This is a genomic window from Streptomyces roseoviridis, from assembly GCF_039535235.1.
Taxonomy (GTDB): Bacteria; Actinomycetota; Actinomycetes; order Streptomycetales; family Streptomycetaceae; genus Streptomyces; species Streptomyces roseoviridis.
Window position 1 is genome coordinate 3511729 of sequence record NZ_BAAAWU010000001.1, and the last position, 16188, is coordinate 3527916.

A 16188-nucleotide genomic window follows, 5' to 3' on the forward strand; every position below is an offset into this window, starting at 1 on the left:
GCCGGCGTCGGTCTCCCAGCGTAGGGAGCGGCCTACGGACCGCACATGACACGTCCGGGCCATTTGGCGATGACCCCGCGGACCGGGCCCTACGCCTTGATCTTCCCGGCGTAGATGTCCTTCCGGTCGGGCAGCGTCACGGCCACCCGCGCCCCGAACCCGTACAGCAGGGTGGTCGAGGCGACCGCGACCGTACGGCCCTGGTTGCTGAAGCTGAACTGGTGGCGGACCTTGCGCAGCCGCCCCTCGCGGTCCAGATACGCGTCGAAGGGCACGGCGTCCGTGGTGAACCCTTTCGCCGCCGCCGCGAGCGCCCCGCGCACCTGTGGGGACGCCCGCCGGGCCGCCGCCGCGAGGTCAGCGACGCCCCGGTAGTGCCGGACCTTCACGCCCGCGAGGTCGACCTCACCCACGTAGTCCACCCGGTGCGCCCCGCGCAGCAGCTCGGCGGCGGCGGCCGGGTCGGTGGCGCCGCCGGTGACCAGGTTGCCGTCGTCCAGGGTCGTGGTGTCCACCCGTACCCACTTGTCGGCCGGGACACCGGCGCCCCGGTTCTTCATGTACAGCGCGCCGGGGGCCAGGAGCTCGGTGATCGGCCGGTGCGCGCTCTCGCCCGACGCGTCCTTGGGGAGCACCACCTGGAGGCTGCCGGTGCGGCGGCGGAAGTCGTAGGTGCCCTCGCCGCGGATGGTGACGCGGGTGCCGCCGGAGGCCATCTCCATGGAGGTGCTCGCCTTCGACGACCCGGCACGCGCCAGCGCCTCGGCCGCGCCGCGCACGGAGGCGACGGGATCACCGGCGGGCTCGGCCACCTCGGCCGACGCCGCGCAGCCGGCGGCCGCCACGCTCCCGACCAGCGCCGCGGCGGCGGCCCACGCCCCGCCCGAGCGTCCCTTCCGCACCACCATCGCCTGCCAACCCCCAACGCCGTACCGCTGTCCGTCCGAAACCCGCCCGACCGGATAACGACGGTCCCGACGCCCCGTCACGCGCGCGTGGCGGCGCAGTACGGTGGGGGACGTGCATCACACGGAGACCACGGAACGCGGCTCGTTCGCGATCGCCCGATGCAGCTGTGGCTGGCGGGGACCGGCCCGCAGATCCCGCGAACGGGCCCGGGCGGACGCGGCGGAGCACGAGGCGTCGGTGGCGGTGCAGGACGAAGCGTCGGCGGGACGGCCCGGCGCCTGAGCAGGCGGAGGCGGGCCGGGACCGGGACCGGGACCGAGAGGCGGGCCGGGACCGGGACCGAGAGGCCCGGACCTGGATGGACAGCCGGGGCCCGGATCCGGACCGGCAGGCCCCGGATCCGATGGGAAGCCCCGGGCCCGGGACCGCGAGGCCGGACCTGGACGGGGAGCCTCCGGGACCGGATACGGACCGGCAGGCCCCGGATCCGACGGGAAGCCCCCAGAGCGGTCCCGGGACCGGCCCCCGCCCGAATCGGCAGGCCCGGACCCCGGTGGGGAACGCCCCGGGAGCGGACCTCGATGGACAGCTCGGGTCCGGGTAGGGGCCCGGATCCGGACCGGCAGGCCCGGGTCCCGGCGGGGAACGCCCCGGGCCCCTCGTTCCGCTCCCCGGCGGGGAACGCCCGGGCCCCCCGTTCCGCCCTACGCCGCCAGGTCGTTCTCCCCCGACCCGTGCCGGGGCTCGGGGATGCCGAGGGCCTCGGCGCCGGTGCCGGCCGTGGCGGCCCGGGCGGCGGCGCGGCGGGAGCGCACGAGGCGGGCACCGCGCGGGGAGCGGGCGACGGCGGAGACGACCGGGGTGAGCAGGGCCAGCGCGAGCGGGGCGAGCAGCAGCGCGACGGCGGTGCCGAGGGCGAGACCGCCGACGACGTCGGTCGGGTAGTGGACGCCCATGTAGACCCGGCAGAAGGCTTCCGCGAGCGCCAGGCCGATGGCGGCGAGCCCGAAGCGGCGGCTGGCGACGAAGACGCCCACGGCGATGGCCATCGCCATGGTGGCGTGGTCGCTGACGAAGGAGTAGTCGGTCTTGCCCGCGACGAGGACCTCGAGCCCCTGGTGGTCCTTGAAGGGCCGGGGACGTTCGACGAAGCCGCGGATCGGGATGTTGACCAGGAGGGCGATGCCGGCCGCGAGCGGGGCCCACACGAGCCCGACGAGACCGGTCACGGAATCGCCGAGCGAACCCCTCCTGCGGATGCTCCACCAGCACCAGAGCACGACGAGGACGAGGCCGAGCATGATGCCGTACTCGCCGACGAACTCCATGACGCGGTCGAACCACGGCGGGCTGGCCTTCGCCAGCCCGTTGATGTCGTAGAGCAGGCTGACATCGGGGTTCGAACCGTCCGATGCGAGTCCAGCCATCTGCTGCGGCCCCTTGCTGTGTGTTGGTGTCCAACCCCCGTGGTCAGAGTGGTCGGATCGGGAAACGATCCGCCCGAGGGCAGCGTTCCGCTCTTGACCCAAGATCACTACGACGTTATCGAAAGGTGACGGGCCCTCGCAGCCCAGGGCCCGGGCCTCACGGAGAGTTCCGGGCCGGGATCACGGCTGCGGCGGTCACGGCTGCGGCAGATGGGTCGGCAAGGCCGCCGCACCGTCCTGGGTCACCCGGGTCGCCCCGAAGTAGTCGGGCGTGTCGATCGGGTCGAACCGGATCACGGCCCCGGTGCGCGGCGCGTCGATCATGTAGCCGCCGCCGACGTAGATGCCCACGTGCCGGATGGCGCGCGAGTTCGTCAGGTCGTCGGAGAAGAACACCAGATCGCCCGGCAGCAGTTCGTCCCTGCTGGGATGCGGCCCGGCGTTGTACTGGTCGTTGGCGACGCGGGGCAGCTTGATCCCCACGGACTCGTACGCCGCCTGGGTGAGCCCCGAGCAGTCGAACCGGCCGTTCTGCGCCGCCGTACCCGTACCGCCCCACAGGTACGGCGTGCCGAGCTTCTGCTGCGCGTAGTAGATCGCCCCGGCGGCCTGCCGCGACGGATCGACCCGCCCGACGGGCCGGGCGAAGCTCTTCTCCAGGGAGCGGATGATCCGCACGTAGTTCTGCGTCTCGCGGATCCGCGGCACGCCACCGGACTTGATGACCCGGTAGGCGCCCGCGTTGTAGGCGGCCAGCATGTTGTTCGTCGGGTCGCCCGGCACGTCCTTCACGTAGCCGGCGAGCTCGCAGTCGTAGGAGGCGGCCGACGGGATGGCGTCCTTGGGGTCCCAGACGTCCCGGTCCCCGTCCCCGTCCCCGTCGATGCCGTGCCCGGCCCAGGTGCCGGGGATGAACTGCGCGATGCCGCGCGCGTTCGCCGGCGAGACGATGGTCGGGTTCCAGCCGCTCTCCTGGTACAGCTGCGCGGCCAGCAACGCCGGGTTGATCGCCGGGCAGAGGTTCCCCCACTGCTGCACCAGCCCCTGGTACGCGGCCGGCACGGCTCCCTTCGCGAGCGCCACGGTCCCGTTCTTCCCGTTCCCGGCCCCGCCGAGCAGCCCGGAGGCCGCGGAGTACGTCCCGACGACGATCAGCGCGACAAAGCTGAGGCAGACCCCGAACACCCCGCCGGCCACCAGCCACGCCCCGCGCGCCTTACGCACCGTCAACCACCCCTCGGCTCCTGGCAGTACGCCCCACCCCAGTCTAGGCGCGATCCCCCGCCTCAGGGCGTGGACGAACCGGACGGAACGGCAGTGTCCCCCGACCGGAACGACGACCCCCGGCCGACGGCCTGTTCGGCTCGAGGGAGACAGCGACACGACGCCCCTGTTCCCCGGGCACGGGCGACGTCCGGACCCCGTACCGGCCCTGACGCCCTGTCCGAAAGGCGCCGACACCGCCCCAAAGGTGCCACAACGACAATCATTGCCCGGAGTCACCCTGCGTGATACACAGAGTGACCATACACTTCTTCGCATAGGAACCGGCCACACCGTCGCAGGTCAAGGCGGTCACATCGGTCAAGTGTGCGGGGATCGGGTAAAGAGAGCCGTCAAGCCGTCACACGCGAGCGGTTTCATCAGCGAAGATAGGGTCGACGACCCATGCCATCCGGCAGGGCCGACGAACTTCCCAACAGGGGCGGTGAGTTACATGTACCTGGCGGCAGAAAAGGGCGACATCACCACCATCATCGGTGGAATCGCCCCGAACTGGGGGCCTTTCGGCAGCCTGGGAGCCGAGGCCAAGGTGATGATCGAGGTCGTGATGGCCGTGGCCATCCTGCTCTGCCTCGGCATCGCCATCTGGGGAGCGGCCAAGCAGCGCATCGGCGCGACCGCCCTCCGGGACACCTTCAGCGCCGAACAGGGCAAGGGCCTGATCGTGGCCGGGCTGACCGGAGTCTTCATCATCGGGTCACTGGGGACGCTCTTCACCATCGTGTACGGGATGGCCGTCTAACCCGTTTCTCACCACCGAGGTCGCGTTCCCTGATGTCCAGTCACCACGCCGCGCCCGCGCGGAAACCAGCACGGCATTCGTCGTACCCGCGAACGGTTGAGGGGGCGTACCCGGCATGAGCCTCGGCGACGAACACGACGGCCAGACCCGCACGCGCCTCCCCGACCCCGGCACCCCCCGCCCCCCGGCCCGCGGCTCCCGCTCCCTCGTCGCGGTCGTCGGCGTGGTGGTCCTGCTGGTCGCCGCCATCGCCCTCGCCAACCGCGGCGACGGCTCCACCCCCGCCACCTCCGGCGCCGGCCCCGACGCCCCCGCGAAGGCGACCTCCACGGCGGCGACGGGCGTCCGCCCGGTCACGGGCAAGAACGGCACGATCCCGTCGGGCTTCGCGAGGGACGAGCAGGGGGCGCAGAGCGCGGCGGCGAACTACGCGGTGGCGCTGGGGTCCGTGGACATGTTCCAGCGTGGGCCGCGCGAGAACATCGTCCGCGCCATCCACGACCCGGCGGTCGCGGAGAACCTCATCCAGAGCCTGAACAGCTCCTACTCCGCCGCCTTCCTGGAGAACGTGGGTCTCAACCCGGACGGCACCGCCCCCGCGGGGCTGACCTTCGTCTCCCGCACGCTTCCGGTCGGCACGAAGCTCAAGGAGTACACGGGCGAGACCGCCACCGTGGAGGTGTGGTGCACCGGGCTCGTCGGGCTGGCGGGCGAGGGGTCGACGAAGCCGGTCACGTCCACCTGGTTCACCATCACCGAGAAGCTGAGGTGGACCGACGGCGACTGGCGGGTGGTCAGCTCCGAGCAGGCCGAGGGCCCCACGCCCGTCAACGGGGACAACCGCGCCTCCGTCGCCGACGACATCGCCCAGGCCGTCGAGGGATACGGAGGCTTCACCTATGCCCGCTAGCCGACGCCCCTCCCTGCGCGCGCTGGGACCGCTCGTCGCCGGCGTGGCCGCACTGCCGGCCGCGCTCGTGCTGCTCGCCCCGCGCGCGTACGCCGCCCCGACGCCCACGCCGCCGCCCGCCGGCACGGCGTCTCCCGGCGCCACGCCCTCGCCGAGCCCCAGCAACAACCCCTGTGACCTCATCGTGGGCCAGGCCCGCGAATACTGCGAGAACGGCCAGACCGGCGGCGGCTCCCGCACCCGGCTCGACGACCCCGCCGCCGCCCTCGACCCCCTCTCCTCGCTCGCCAACGGCTGCGCCAAGGCCGCCGCCTGGGTCGTCGACACCCTCTCCAAGGCCGTCAAGCAGACCGCCGACGTCGACTTCACCAACCTGGAGTTCCTCGGCCGCTACGCCATCGTGTTCGCCGCCGCCACCTTCCTCACCCTCCTCCTCTGGCTGCTCGCCGTCGCCAAGCGCGCCATCCGCGGGGTGCCGCTCACCACCGCGATCTCGGAGGCGATCGGGTTCCTCTGGCTGACCGTGCTCGCGTCCGCGTTCACGCCGCTGATCCTCTACACCGTCGTCAACGCCACCGACGCCGTCACCGAGGTCATCGCCTCCGGCACCGGCCAGCAGACCGACGTCTTCTTCGGCAGCTTCAAACAGGCCCTGGAGAAGGGCGACAGCATCGGTGGCGGGCCCATCATGCTGATCATCGTGTCGCTCGTGACGATCCTCGCGGCCGGCGTGCTCTACCTCGAGCTGGTCCTGCGGGCCGTGCTGCTGTACGTCGGCGCGCTGCTCGGCGTGGTCGTCTACTCCGGTCTCGTCGACAAGAACATGTGGGGCCACGTCCGCCGCTGGGCCGGAATCATGATCGCCGTGATCCTGGTCAAGCCGGTCATCGTCATCGTCCTCGGCCTCGCCGGCGCGCTCTCCTCCGGCACCGGTCCCGACGCCTTCTCCGCCGTCGTGTCCGGCCTCGCCATCATCCTGCTCGCCATCTTCGCCTCCGCGATGATCTACCGCTTCGTCCCCGGCTTCGGCGACGAGATCGTCGCCTCCCGCAACAACCGCCTGCACCGCGCCGGCGAGAACGCCGCGGCCGCCGTCATCTCCTCCCCCGCCTCCCTCGTCTCCCAGGGCATCAAGACCCACAGCACCCGCAGCGACGGCGGACAGGGCGGCGGCGGCCAGAGCAGCACCCCCCGTCCCGCCAACCCGCTCTCCGGCGGCGTCGCCGCCCACAGCAGCCGCGGCTCCGGCGGCGGCAGCGGACCCACGCCCCCGCCCGCGCCCCGCAGCGGCAGCCCCACCGCCGGGACCCCGCACACCAGCCGTAGCAGCACCAGCAGCAAGAACACAGGAGGTGGAGGGCGTTGACGACCCAGTCCCAGCCGGTCTCGCCCCGCCGCACGTATCTCATCGGCCGCGCCCGGCCGAACGCGATCGTCGGCAAGAACCGCGAGACCGGCGAGATCGCGCTGATCATCGCCGGCGCCTTCCTCGGCATGATGAGCGGGCTGATCGTCCCCGTCCTGTCCCTGCGCATCGTGCTGCTCATGGGCTTCCCGATGATCGCCCTGGCCGCGGTCTACGTCCCGTACAAGCACCGCACGTTCTACAAGTGGTTCGAGATCAACCGCAGTTACAAGCGGATGCTCAAGCGGGGCACCGCCTACCGCTCCGGCGCCGTCGAGGCCGGAACCCGCCTCGACGGCCGCGAGGTCGAGGTCGGCCCGCCGCCCGGCATCGGCCGGATCAGCTGGCTCTCCGCCCCCTTCGGCCCCGACGAGATCGCCGTCCTCCTGCACGCCGACCGCCGCACCGTCACCGCCGCCATCGAGATCGAGGGCCCCGGCGTCGGCCTGCGCGACTCCGAGGACCAGGAAGCCCTCGTCGACCGCTTCGGCACCCTGCTCAAGCACGTCGCCAACGGGGACGGCTTCGTCACCCGCCTCCAGATGCTCGCCCGCACCCTGCCCGCCGACCCCGACGCCCACGCCAAGGACGTCGCCCAGCGCGGCGACCACCAGGCCCCGGCCTGGCTCCAGGAGTCCTACGACCAGCTCCAGTCCATGGTCTCCACCTCCAGCGAGCAGCACCGCGCCTACCTCGTGGCCTGCATGCACTACACCCGCGAGCTCGCCGCCGAGGCCAACGCCATGGCCCGCGCCGCCCGCCACGCCTCCGGCGCCCGCAGGCTCGACCGCGACGCCGGCCTCGCCGTCGTCATGGCCCGCGAACTCACCGACATCTGCGCCCGCCTCGCCGAGGCCGACATCCGGGTCCGCCAGCCCCTCGGGCAGTCCCGCCTCGCCTCCCTCGTGCACTCCATGTACGACCCGGACCACCCCATCGACCACATCCAGGCCATGACGAAACGAAACGCTTGGCCGGCCGAGCTGGACGCGATGGAACCGACGTACCTCCAGGCCAAGACCCGCGAGTCCGCCACCCGCGCGCCCTGGTGCCACGCCACCGCCTGGATCAAGGAGTGGCCGATGACGCCCGTCGGCGTCAACTTCCTCGCCCCGCTCCTCGTCCACACCCCCGACGTCATCCGCACCGTCGCCGTCACCATGGACCTGGAGCCCACGGAGGTCGCCATCGAGCGCATGCTCACCGAGAAGACCAACGACGAGGCCGAGGCCTCCCGGCAGGCCAAGATGAACCGCACCGTCGACCCGCGCGACATCGCCGCCCACGGCCGGCTCGACCAGCGGGGTGAAGATCTCGCCAGCGGCGCCGCGGGCGTCAACCTCGTCGGGTACATCACCGTATCGGCGCGCTCCCCCGAAGCCCTCGCCCGGGACAAGCGCACGATCAGGGCCTCCGCCGGCAAGTCGTATCTCAAGCTGGAGTGGTGCGACCGCGAGCACCACCGGGCCTTTGTGAACACCTTGCCGTTCGCGACCGGCATCCGCCGCTAGGGCCGAAGGGGCACAGACCGATGCGAGATCCGCTGTCCGTCCTCACCGAAGCCTTCACCTCCTTCCTCTTCGGGAAGGTGGAGACGACCCGCCTGCCCGTCCGCACCTCCACCGGGCAGGCCCAGGCCGTCTACCTGCCGACCGCGGCCCCCGGCCTCGGCGACTCCGGCGTGATCATCGGCCGTGAGGTCTACAGCGGCAAGGGGTACATCTACGACCCCTTCCAGCTGTACGGGCAGCAGCTCCCCGCCCCCCACTGGCTGGTCCTCGGCGAGTCCGGTAACGGCAAGTCGGCGCTGGAGAAGACCTACGTGCTCCGCCAGCTCCGCTTCCGCGACCGCCAGGTGGTCGTCCTCGACGCCCAGGGCGAGGACGGCGTCGGCGAATGGAACCTCATCGCCCAGGAGCTGGGGATAACCCCCATCCGCCTGGACCCGATGGTCGCCAACGACGCCGGGATCCGCCTCAACCCGCTCGACCCGTCCATCACCACCACCGGCCAGCTCGCCCTGCTGCGCACCATCATCGAGGTGGCGATGGGACACGGCCTCGACGAGCGCTCCGGCTTCGCGCTCAAGGTCGCCCACGCCTACGTCAACGAGCACATCACCGACCGCCAGCCGATCCTCACCGACATCGTCGAGCAGCTGCGCCACCCCGAGGCGGAGTCCGCCGAGGCCATGAACGTCGACATAGACGACGTACGGGCCTGGGGCCTGGACGTGGCGCTCGTCCTCGACCGGCTGGTCGACGGCGACCTGCGCGGCATGTTCGACGGGCCCACGACCGTCGGCATCGACCTCGACGCCCCGCTGATCGTCTTCGACCTCTCCCACATCGACCGCAACTCCATCGCCATGCCGATCCTCATGGCGATCGTCGGCGTGTGGCTGGAACACACCTGGATCCGCCCCGACCGGAAGAAGCGCATCTTCCTCGTCGAGGAGGCGTGGCACATCATCAACAGCCCCTTCGTGGCGCAGCTGTTCCAGCGCCTGCTGAAGTTCGGCCGCCGCCTCGGCCTGTCCTTCGTCGCCGTCGTCCACCACCTCTCCGACGTCGTCGACGGAGCCGCCGCCAAGGAGGCCGCGGCGATCCTCAAGATGGCCTCCACCCGGACCATCTACGCCCAGAAGGCCGACGAGGCCCGCAACACCGGCCGGGTCCTCGGCCTGCCCCGCTGGGCGGTCGAGATCATCCCGACCCTGACCCCCGGCATCGCCGTCTGGGACGTCAACGGCAACGTCCAGGTGGTCAAGCACCTCATCACCGAGAAGGAACGCCCGCTCGTCTACACCGACCGCGCCATGACGGAATCGTCCATGACCGACGAGGAACTGGAGTGGGAGACGGAGCAGCGCGCGATCCTCATCGAGCAGCAGATGAACGACTCCTCCCAGTCGACGGTGGCGTGAGGACGGCCTCGCGAGCACGGCCTGACAGGGAGAGATGACATGGAGAAAGAGGTACGGCGGGAGGGCGGCATCCCCGACGGTCTCGTGGTCGGACTGCTCGCGCTCCTGCTGGCCCTCGCCGTCCTCGTCTGGACGGCGACCGGCCTCTCCGGCCTCCTCGCCCACGGCGCCTGGCCGGAGGGCGTCACCTTCACCCGCACCCCGCTCGCCCTGCGCTCCCTGATCTCGGCGCCCACCGACCTCCCCGCCGCCTGGCCGGCCACCCCGCCGGCCGCGCTGTCGGGCTACGGGCTGTTCTGGGGCCTCGTCATCGGCGAGGCGATGATCCTCATGGTCCTCGCGGTGTTCGCACTCGGCACCCTGGCCCGCTGGCGCGCGGTCCGCGCGGGCCGGAGGGCGGGCGCGTACGGGGAGGGGAGTGCGCGGGGAAGGGACGCGGACGCGGACGCGCACGACCGGGGCCGTGACCGTGCCCGGGTGCGGTACGCGCCCGAGGAGCGGCACGGCGACGGGTACGGGCCCGACGAGCCGTCCAGGACGTACGAGGAGGCGGGCAGCCACCACCGGGCAGCCCGGGCAGCGGGCGAACCCGCTCCGGACCCCGCCTTCGCCGGCGCCCCGGGAGGCGACACCGACACCCGTCCCGCCGCTCCGCGCCTGCCCCTCCAGGGCGGCCCGCACGACCCACCGGCACCCTCGGCACCCCAGGCGCCCCCGGCACCCTCGGCACCCCAGGCGCCCCCGGTACCCTCGGCGCCCCAGGCGCACCAGGCGCCCCGGACCACCGCACCCTCCTTCCCCGCTCCCACCCCCCGGGTCGTCTACGGCCCCGCCGCCACCCGCCGTCCCCTCGCCGTGCAGGCGGTACGGGACGCCGAGGGCGCCGTGCTCGTCGTGACCTCCGATCCGACCGTGTGGGCGGAGACCAAGGACGCCCGCGGCAAGCTCGGCCCGGTCCTCGTCTACGACCCCGGCCACCTCTGCGACACCCCCGCCCGCCTCCACTGGAGCCCGGCGGAGGGATGCGAGGACGCGGCCGTGGCGCAGGAGCGGGCGGCGGCACTGCTGGCTCCCGTACGGCCCCAGGCGCGCCTCGACGCGGCGCTCGCCGACACCGCCGAAACGCTCCTCCGCTGCTGGCTGCACGCCGCCGCCACGGACGGCCGCCCCTTCAAGCAGGTCCACCGCTGGGCACAGGGCTCCGACGCCCACGACCCCGTACGGATCCTCCGCACCCACCCCAAGGCCGCCGCGGGCCACGCCGGGCTCCTGGAGTCCGCGCTCACCGCGCACCCCGAACGCCGCCGGGCCGCGCAGGAGCTGACGGCCCGTGCGCTGTCCTCCCTCTCCTCGATCCACATCAGGGAGGCGTGCACGGCGAATCGAACGGATTCGCTCGCGTTGGCATCATTCGTCGCCGAACAGGGCACCCTTTACGTGGTGGGTGAACCGATCGAGGACCCGCGCACCCACCCGGGCGCGATGCCGCTGCTGACCGCCCTCGCCGCAAGCGTGGTCGAGCACGGCCGCCGCATGGCCGCACGGTCATCCGACGGTCGGCTCGACCCACCACTGAGCCTCGTCCTCGACGACGTCGCCGCCGTCGCGCCGATCCCCGGCCTTCCCGGTCTCGTCGCCGAGCGCGCCGAGGGCACCGACCGGGGCCCGACGGACCTGCCGGCCCTCGCCCTGATGCGCTCCCCGGAGCAAGCCCGCTCCCGCTGGCCGGAACCTCTCCCCCAGCCGTAGGAACGGGGCCCCGCCCCGCGGGCGTCACCCGCCCCGCAGGTGTCACGGGCCCCGCAGGTGTCACGGGCCCCCCGTGAGTGTCACCGGCCCCGTGAGTGTCACCAACCCTCGCGGGCACCACCGACCCTCGCGGGCACCACCGACCCCTCAGCCGGCACCCACCCTCGCGGGCACCACCGACCCTCGGCCAGCACCAACCCCCGGCGGACACCACCGACCCCTCGGCCGGCACCCTCCCCGCACGTGTCCCCGGCCGCCGCCCCTCAGGCATCACCCGCCCGGCGGCCAGGACGTCGGTCACGCAGGACGCGGCAGCACGTACTCCAGCTCCCACTCCGTCTCCCGCCCCGGCACCGGCACCTTCTCGCCCGACGGCACGAACCCGAACCGCCGGTAGAAGGCGGCGGCCCGGGCGTTGTCCTCGTGGACGTACAGCCGCACCCGCCGGATCTCCGGCTCCGGCAGCGTCCAGGACCACTCCACCGCCGCCCGGAACAGCGCGTCGATCACCCCGGCACCGCGCGCCTCGGGCCGCACGAACACGCCCACCAGATGCGTCTGGTCGACCGTCGCCGCCTCCCCGAACCCCACGCCGTCGCCGTCCGACGGCCGCTCCACGAGCACCGTCACCGTGCCGACCCACCGCCCGTCCGGCGCCTCCGCCACGAACTGGCGCACCCGGCCCCCACCCGTCTCGGCGGCTCCCGCCGTCCGCTCCTGCCAGAAGCCGTCGGGCCGCCCGACGGCGTCCTCGTAGGTCTCCAGGAAGGCGAGGTGCGCGACCGGGTCCTGGAGGGCGGCCAGCCGCAGCTCGCGCGCCTTCTCCCACTCGTCGGCGCGGAGGGTACGTATCGCATGGTCCATGCGGGGATCGTCCCCGCCCGGGCACCCCTACGACAAGGCATTTCTTCCGGCGCTCCCGCCCGCGTCGTACCCCGGTACTACGCCCGCCGCCCGCCTGCCACCCCAGGTCCGACGCCCCGGCGCCCGCCGCTTCCTAGCGTCGAGCACATGATCCGAGCGGAACAACTCACCAAGCGGTACGGCGGCCGCACCGTCGTCCAGGACCTCTCCTTCACGGTCCGGCCCGGCTCCGTCACCGGCTTCCTCGGCCCCAACGGCGCCGGCAAGTCCACCACCCTGCGCATGCTCCTCGGCCTCGACGCCCCCACCCGCGGCCGCGCCACCCTCGCCGGCCGCCGCTACGCCGACCACCCCGCGCCGCTCACCCAGGTCGGCGCCCTCCTCGAAGCCCGTTCCCTCCACCCCGGCCGCTCCGCCCGCAACCACCTCACGGCCCTCGCCCTCACCCACGGCATCCCGCGTTCCCGCGTCGACCAGGTCCTCGACCTCGCCGGCCTCACCGAGGTCGCCGACCGCAGGGTGAAGGGCTTCTCCCTCGGCATGGGCCAGCGCCTCGGCATCGCCGCCGCCCTCCTCGGCGACCCGGCCGCCGTCGTCCTCGACGAACCCGTCAACGGACTCGACCCCGAAGGCGTCCTCTGGATCCGAACCCTCCTCAAGTCCCTCGCCGCCGAGGGCCGCACCGTCCTCGTCTCCTCCCACCTGATGAGCGAGATGGCCCTCACCGCCGACCACCTCGTCGTCATCGGCAAGGGCCGGCTGCTTGCCGACACCACCGTCACCGCCCTCGTACGAGAGGCCGGCGGCACCACCGTCAAGGTCGTCACCCCCGACGCCGGCCGGCTGCGCGCCCTGCTCCCCACCACGGCCCGCATCACCGCCGACGCCCCCGACACCCTCCACGTCACCGGCCTCGACGCCGCCGAGATCGGCCGCACCGCCGCCGCCCACGGGCTGCCGCTGTACGAACTCACCCCGCAGACCGCCTCCTTGGAGCAGGCGTTCATGGACCTCACCCACGACTCCGTCGAATACCAGGGCGCCGAACCGCAGCGGGCCGGGCACCCGGGCGCCGCACACCAGGGAGCCGCACACCAGGGAGCCGCCGCATGACCACCTACGGCATCACCCCCACGGGCGTCCTGCGCTCCGAGTGGCACAAGCTGTGGACGGTCCGCTCCACCTGGATCACCCTGCTCACCGCCGTCACCCTCGTCGTCGGCGTCGGCCTCCTCATGGGCGCCACCTACACCTCCGACGGCGGTGACTCCGACGTCGACACCGTCGTCCTCACCCTCTACGGCTCCCAGCTCAGCGGCATCGCCCTCGCCGTCCTCGGCATCCTGCTCACCGCCGGCGAGTACGCCACCGGCCTGATCCGCGCCACCCTCACCGCCGTACCGCACCGCCGTCCGGTCCTGTGGGCCAAGGCCGCGGTCTACACCGGGGTCGTCTTCACCGGCTCCCTCCTCACCGCCCTGCTCACCTTCGAGGCCGCCCAGATCCTCCTCGGCGACACCGACCAGGCCGCCTCCCTCACCGACGACGGCGTCCTCACCGCGATCGCGGGCAACGCCGCCGGCGTCACCCTCCTCGGACTGATCGCCCTCGGGCTCGGCGCCGCCCTGCGCTCCGTCCCGGGCGCCCTCGGGGCCTTCATCGGCGGGGTGATGGTCCTGCCGGAGATCCTCGGCATGCTCCCGTACGAGGCCGTGGACACGATCGTCCGCCACTTCCCCACCCAGGCCGCCGGAGCCCTCGGCTCCGCCACCCCACTGCCCGGCGCCGCGACTCCGGGAGCGGCCCTGGTCGCCCTGCTGCTGTGGGCGGGCGCGGCGCTCGCCGTACCGGCCGTACTGCTCACGCGCCGGGACGTATGAGGATGTGGGGGTGACCACGGACACGACGCCCGGGCGGCGACCGACGGGGCAGGGGACGACCGGGCAGGCGACGAACGGCGGGGCGGCGACCGGCGGGGCGGATACAGGGAACGAAGGGACGCGGCACGGGGCGACGGGACAGCGGCCGTCCGTGCACGGGACCACCGCGCCGAGCCGCTACGTCCAGCGGGCCCTGGCCCGGGCCCGTTCCTTCGACGCGGCGCGCCCCTGGGTGTGGGACGCGACCCTGACCGCCTTCTGGACGCTGGCGGCGCTCGTCGACGCGGCAGGCGGCTGGCGCAACATCGCCCGCGACCCCTCCGTGCCGGGCTGGCTGGTGCTGGTGACGAGCCTGGTCCTGGCCCTGCCGCTCCACTGGCGCCGCCGCCGGCCGACGGCCGCGCTGGCCGTCATGGCGTGCGGGGCGCTCGTCAGCGCCGCCTCGGGAGCCTTCCTCCAGGCCGCGTTCCTCCAGGCGGTCCCCGTGTTCCACATCGCCCTGACCCGGCCGCCGCGCGCCCTGCTGTGGTCCACCGCCCTCATCCTGCCGCCCCTGCTGACGGGCGCGTTCCGCTTCCAGGGGGACACGTGGGACCAGCACGTCGTCCCGAACCTGTGGGCGTACGCGATCGTCGCCCTCCTCGGCATCACGGTCCGTTCCCGCCGTGAGGAGCGCGATCAGGAGGTCCGTCTGGCGGCCGCCGCCGAACGCGCCCGCATCGCACGCGAGATGCACGACATCATCGGCCACAACCTGTCGGTGATCACCGGTCTCGCGGACGGTGGCCGTTACGCGGCCGCGAAGCAGCCCGAGCGCGCCGCCCAGGCCCTCGACGCCATCGCCACGACCAGCCGCCAGGCCCTCGGCGAACTCCGCAGGCTGCTGGGCGTGCTGAGGGAGGAGGACCAGGACGGTGAAGCGGCGGCACGGGACCCGCAGCCCGGCCTCGCGGACCTGCCGGCATTGATCGACGGCGTACGGAAGGCGGGTCTGCGGGTCCACGCGGACCTGCCCTCAGGTGACCCGGGTCTGGCCGACGGCGCTCAGCTGACGGTCTACCGCGTCCTCCAGGAAGCGCTGACGAACACGCTGAAGCATGCCGGCGACGGGGCGGAGGCGAGGGTGACGCTGACGTACGGGCCCGAGGCCGTGGTCCTCACCGTCACGGACACCGGCACGTCCGGCGGCGGAGGTGCTGCGGACCAACTCCCGTCCGCCGGGCAGGGTCTGGTGGGAATGCGCGAGCGCGCGGCGCTCTATGACGGCACACTCGAATGCGGCCGGTCACCGGCCGACGGCGGCTGGCGGGTCCGGCTCGCCCTGCCCCATCCGACCCGGGAGGACTCCCCCACGTGACCACGGTCCTGATCGCGGACGACCAGCCGATGCAGCGCTTCGGCTTCCGCATGCTGCTGGAGAGCCAGGACGACATGACGGTCGTCGACGAGGCCGGCAACGGCACGGAGGCCGTCCGCCTGACGGACCGCCACCGGCCGGACGTGGTCCTGATGGACATCCGGATGCCCGGCCTCGACGGCATCGAGGCGACGCGCCGCATCGTTGCCGCGGGCGCCCGCACGCGGGTCCTGATCGTGACGACCTTCGACCTCGACGAGTACGCGTACGAGGGCCTGCGCGCCGGCGCGAGCGGCTTCCTGGTGAAGGACGCCCAGCCGGAGGAGCTCCTCGCCGGCATCCGCGCGGTGGCGAGCGGCGACGCGGTGGTGGCACCGAGCCTGACCCGGCGCCTCCTCGACGCCTACGTCCACCACCTGCCCGCCTCGACGACGGGCGCCCCGGCAGCCCCGGCCTCCGCCCGCGGAGCGGACCCTCGCCTGGCCTCGCTGACCGAGCGGGAGCGGGAGATCCTCACGGTGATCGCCCAGGGCTGGAACAACACGGAGATCGCGACCCGTCTCCACCTCGCCGAATCGACGGTGAAGACCCACGTCACCCGCATCCTCGCGAAGACCGGCTCCCGCGACCGCGTCCAGGCGGTCATCCTGGCCTACGACACGGGCCTGGTGACGCCGACCGGGTCGTGAACGCAGAAAAGCCCCGCACCATAAGGTGCGGGGCTTTCCCACAATG

15 protein-coding genes are annotated in these 16188 nt (G+C 73.0%); 11 read left to right on the plus strand and 4 right to left on the minus strand.

Features of this window, described 5'->3' with window-relative positions; translation table 11 throughout:
• Positions 1-89 precede the first annotated feature (89 nt).
• Entirely contained in the window at positions 90-908 is an 819-nt protein-coding gene (locus ABD954_RS15900) for an SCO4651 family lipoprotein (RefSeq protein ID WP_345486699.1), read from the minus strand.
• Between the two features lie 112 nt (positions 909-1020).
• Here ABD954_RS15900 and ABD954_RS15905 point away from each other — a divergent pair, with 112 nt between their 5' ends.
• Positions 1021-1191 carry a hypothetical protein gene (locus tag ABD954_RS15905; protein ID WP_425584040.1) on the plus strand — a complete coding sequence of 57 codons (171 nt, stop codon included), beginning with the start codon at positions 1021-1023 and terminating at the stop codon, positions 1189-1191.
• Positions 1192-1613: 422 nt separating this feature from the next.
• Here ABD954_RS15905 and ABD954_RS15910 read toward each other — a convergent pair whose 3' ends face one another.
• Together ABD954_RS15910 and ABD954_RS15915 are read right to left on the minus strand one after the other, a co-directional pair.
• Positions 1614-2336, minus strand: a complete 723-nt coding sequence (locus tag ABD954_RS15910) for a phosphatase PAP2 family protein (protein WP_345486701.1) — start codon at positions 2334-2336, stop codon at positions 1614-1616.
• Between the two features lie 195 nt (positions 2337-2531).
• Entirely contained in the window at positions 2532-3560 is a 1029-nt protein-coding gene (locus ABD954_RS15915) for a C40 family peptidase (protein ID WP_382745557.1), read from the minus strand.
• Between the two features lie 493 nt (positions 3561-4053).
• Here ABD954_RS15915 and ABD954_RS15920 point away from each other — a divergent pair, with 493 nt between their 5' ends.
• The 6 genes from ABD954_RS15920 to ABD954_RS15945 all read left to right on the plus strand — a co-directional run bounded on the left by ABD954_RS15920 (position 4054) and on the right by ABD954_RS15945 (position 11352).
• Positions 4054-4362: a hypothetical protein gene (locus ABD954_RS15920; protein WP_046908545.1), complete on the plus strand. Its 309-nt coding sequence runs from the start codon at positions 4054-4056 to the stop codon at positions 4360-4362.
• 115 nt (positions 4363-4477) lie between these two features.
• Positions 4478-5272: a DUF8175 domain-containg protein gene (locus tag ABD954_RS15925; RefSeq protein ID WP_345486703.1), complete on the plus strand. Its 795-nt coding sequence runs from the start codon at positions 4478-4480 to the stop codon at positions 5270-5272.
• Positions 5262-6638, plus strand: a complete 1377-nt coding sequence (locus tag ABD954_RS15930; RefSeq protein ID WP_345486704.1) for a hypothetical protein — start codon at positions 5262-5264, stop codon at positions 6636-6638. Before ABD954_RS15925 ends, ABD954_RS15930 begins: the two co-directional genes overlap by 11 nt.
• Entirely contained in the window at positions 6635-8188 is a 1554-nt protein-coding gene (locus tag ABD954_RS15935) for an SCO6880 family protein (RefSeq protein WP_345486705.1), read from the plus strand. The genes ABD954_RS15930 and ABD954_RS15935 overlap by 4 nt, the downstream gene beginning before the upstream one ends.
• Before the next feature lie 20 nt (positions 8189-8208).
• Positions 8209-9603, plus strand: a complete 1395-nt coding sequence (locus ABD954_RS15940) for an ATP-binding protein (RefSeq protein WP_345486706.1) — start codon at positions 8209-8211, stop codon at positions 9601-9603.
• Between the two features lie 39 nt (positions 9604-9642).
• Entirely contained in the window at positions 9643-11352 is a 1710-nt protein-coding gene (locus ABD954_RS15945; RefSeq protein ID WP_345486707.1) for a type VI secretion protein, read from the plus strand.
• Positions 11353-11649: 297 nt separating this feature from the next.
• On the opposite strand, the gene ABD954_RS15950 is transcribed toward ABD954_RS15945, so the two are convergent.
• Entirely contained in the window at positions 11650-12216 is a 567-nt protein-coding gene (locus tag ABD954_RS15950; RefSeq protein ID WP_345486708.1) for a GNAT family N-acetyltransferase, read from the minus strand.
• 147 nt (positions 12217-12363) lie between these two features.
• Between ABD954_RS15950 and ABD954_RS15955 the strand changes: the two genes are divergently transcribed.
• The 4 genes from ABD954_RS15955 (at position 12364) to ABD954_RS15970 (ending at position 16142) form a co-directional block, all read left to right on the plus strand.
• Positions 12364-13329: an ABC transporter ATP-binding protein gene (locus ABD954_RS15955; RefSeq protein ID WP_345486709.1), complete on the plus strand. Its 966-nt coding sequence runs from the start codon at positions 12364-12366 to the stop codon at positions 13327-13329.
• Positions 13326-14096 (plus strand): ABC transporter permease, encoded by a 771-nt coding sequence (locus tag ABD954_RS15960; protein ID WP_345486710.1) that lies wholly within the window; start codon positions 13326-13328, stop codon positions 14094-14096. The genes ABD954_RS15955 and ABD954_RS15960 overlap by 4 nt, the downstream gene beginning before the upstream one ends.
• Before the next feature lie 151 nt (positions 14097-14247).
• On the plus strand, positions 14248-15453 hold the full coding sequence (locus tag ABD954_RS15965) for a sensor histidine kinase (protein WP_345486711.1): 1206 nt from the start codon (positions 14248-14250) through the stop codon (positions 15451-15453).
• On the plus strand, positions 15450-16142 hold the full coding sequence (locus tag ABD954_RS15970) for a response regulator (protein WP_345486712.1): 693 nt from the start codon (positions 15450-15452) through the stop codon (positions 16140-16142). Before ABD954_RS15965 ends, ABD954_RS15970 begins: the two co-directional genes overlap by 4 nt.
• Positions 16143-16188 lie beyond the last annotated feature (46 nt).

Excerpts from the sequence above, each read along its gene's own strand:
- ABD954_RS15900 (WP_345486699.1), bottom strand. The coding sequence starts at position 908 with ATGGTGGTGCGGAAGGGACGCTCGGGCGGGGCGTGGGCCGCCGCCGCG.
- ABD954_RS15910 (WP_345486701.1), bottom strand. The coding sequence starts at position 2,336 with ATGGCTGGACTCGCATCGGACGGTTCGAACCCCGATGTCAGCCTGCTC.
- ABD954_RS15920 (WP_046908545.1), top strand. The coding sequence starts at position 4,054 with ATGTACCTGGCGGCAGAAAAGGGCGACATCACCACCATCATCGGTGGA.
- ABD954_RS15925 (WP_345486703.1), top strand. The coding sequence starts at position 4,478 with ATGAGCCTCGGCGACGAACACGACGGCCAGACCCGCACGCGCCTCCCC.
- ABD954_RS15930 (WP_345486704.1), top strand. The coding sequence starts at position 5,262 with ATGCCCGCTAGCCGACGCCCCTCCCTGCGCGCGCTGGGACCGCTCGTC.
- ABD954_RS15940 (WP_345486706.1), top strand. The coding sequence starts at position 8,209 with ATGCGAGATCCGCTGTCCGTCCTCACCGAAGCCTTCACCTCCTTCCTC.
- ABD954_RS15945 (WP_345486707.1), top strand. The coding sequence starts at position 9,643 with ATGGAGAAAGAGGTACGGCGGGAGGGCGGCATCCCCGACGGTCTCGTG.
- ABD954_RS15950 (WP_345486708.1), bottom strand. The coding sequence starts at position 12,216 with ATGGACCATGCGATACGTACCCTCCGCGCCGACGAGTGGGAGAAGGCG.
- ABD954_RS15955 (WP_345486709.1), top strand. The coding sequence starts at position 12,364 with ATGATCCGAGCGGAACAACTCACCAAGCGGTACGGCGGCCGCACCGTC.
- ABD954_RS15960 (WP_345486710.1), top strand. The coding sequence starts at position 13,326 with ATGACCACCTACGGCATCACCCCCACGGGCGTCCTGCGCTCCGAGTGG.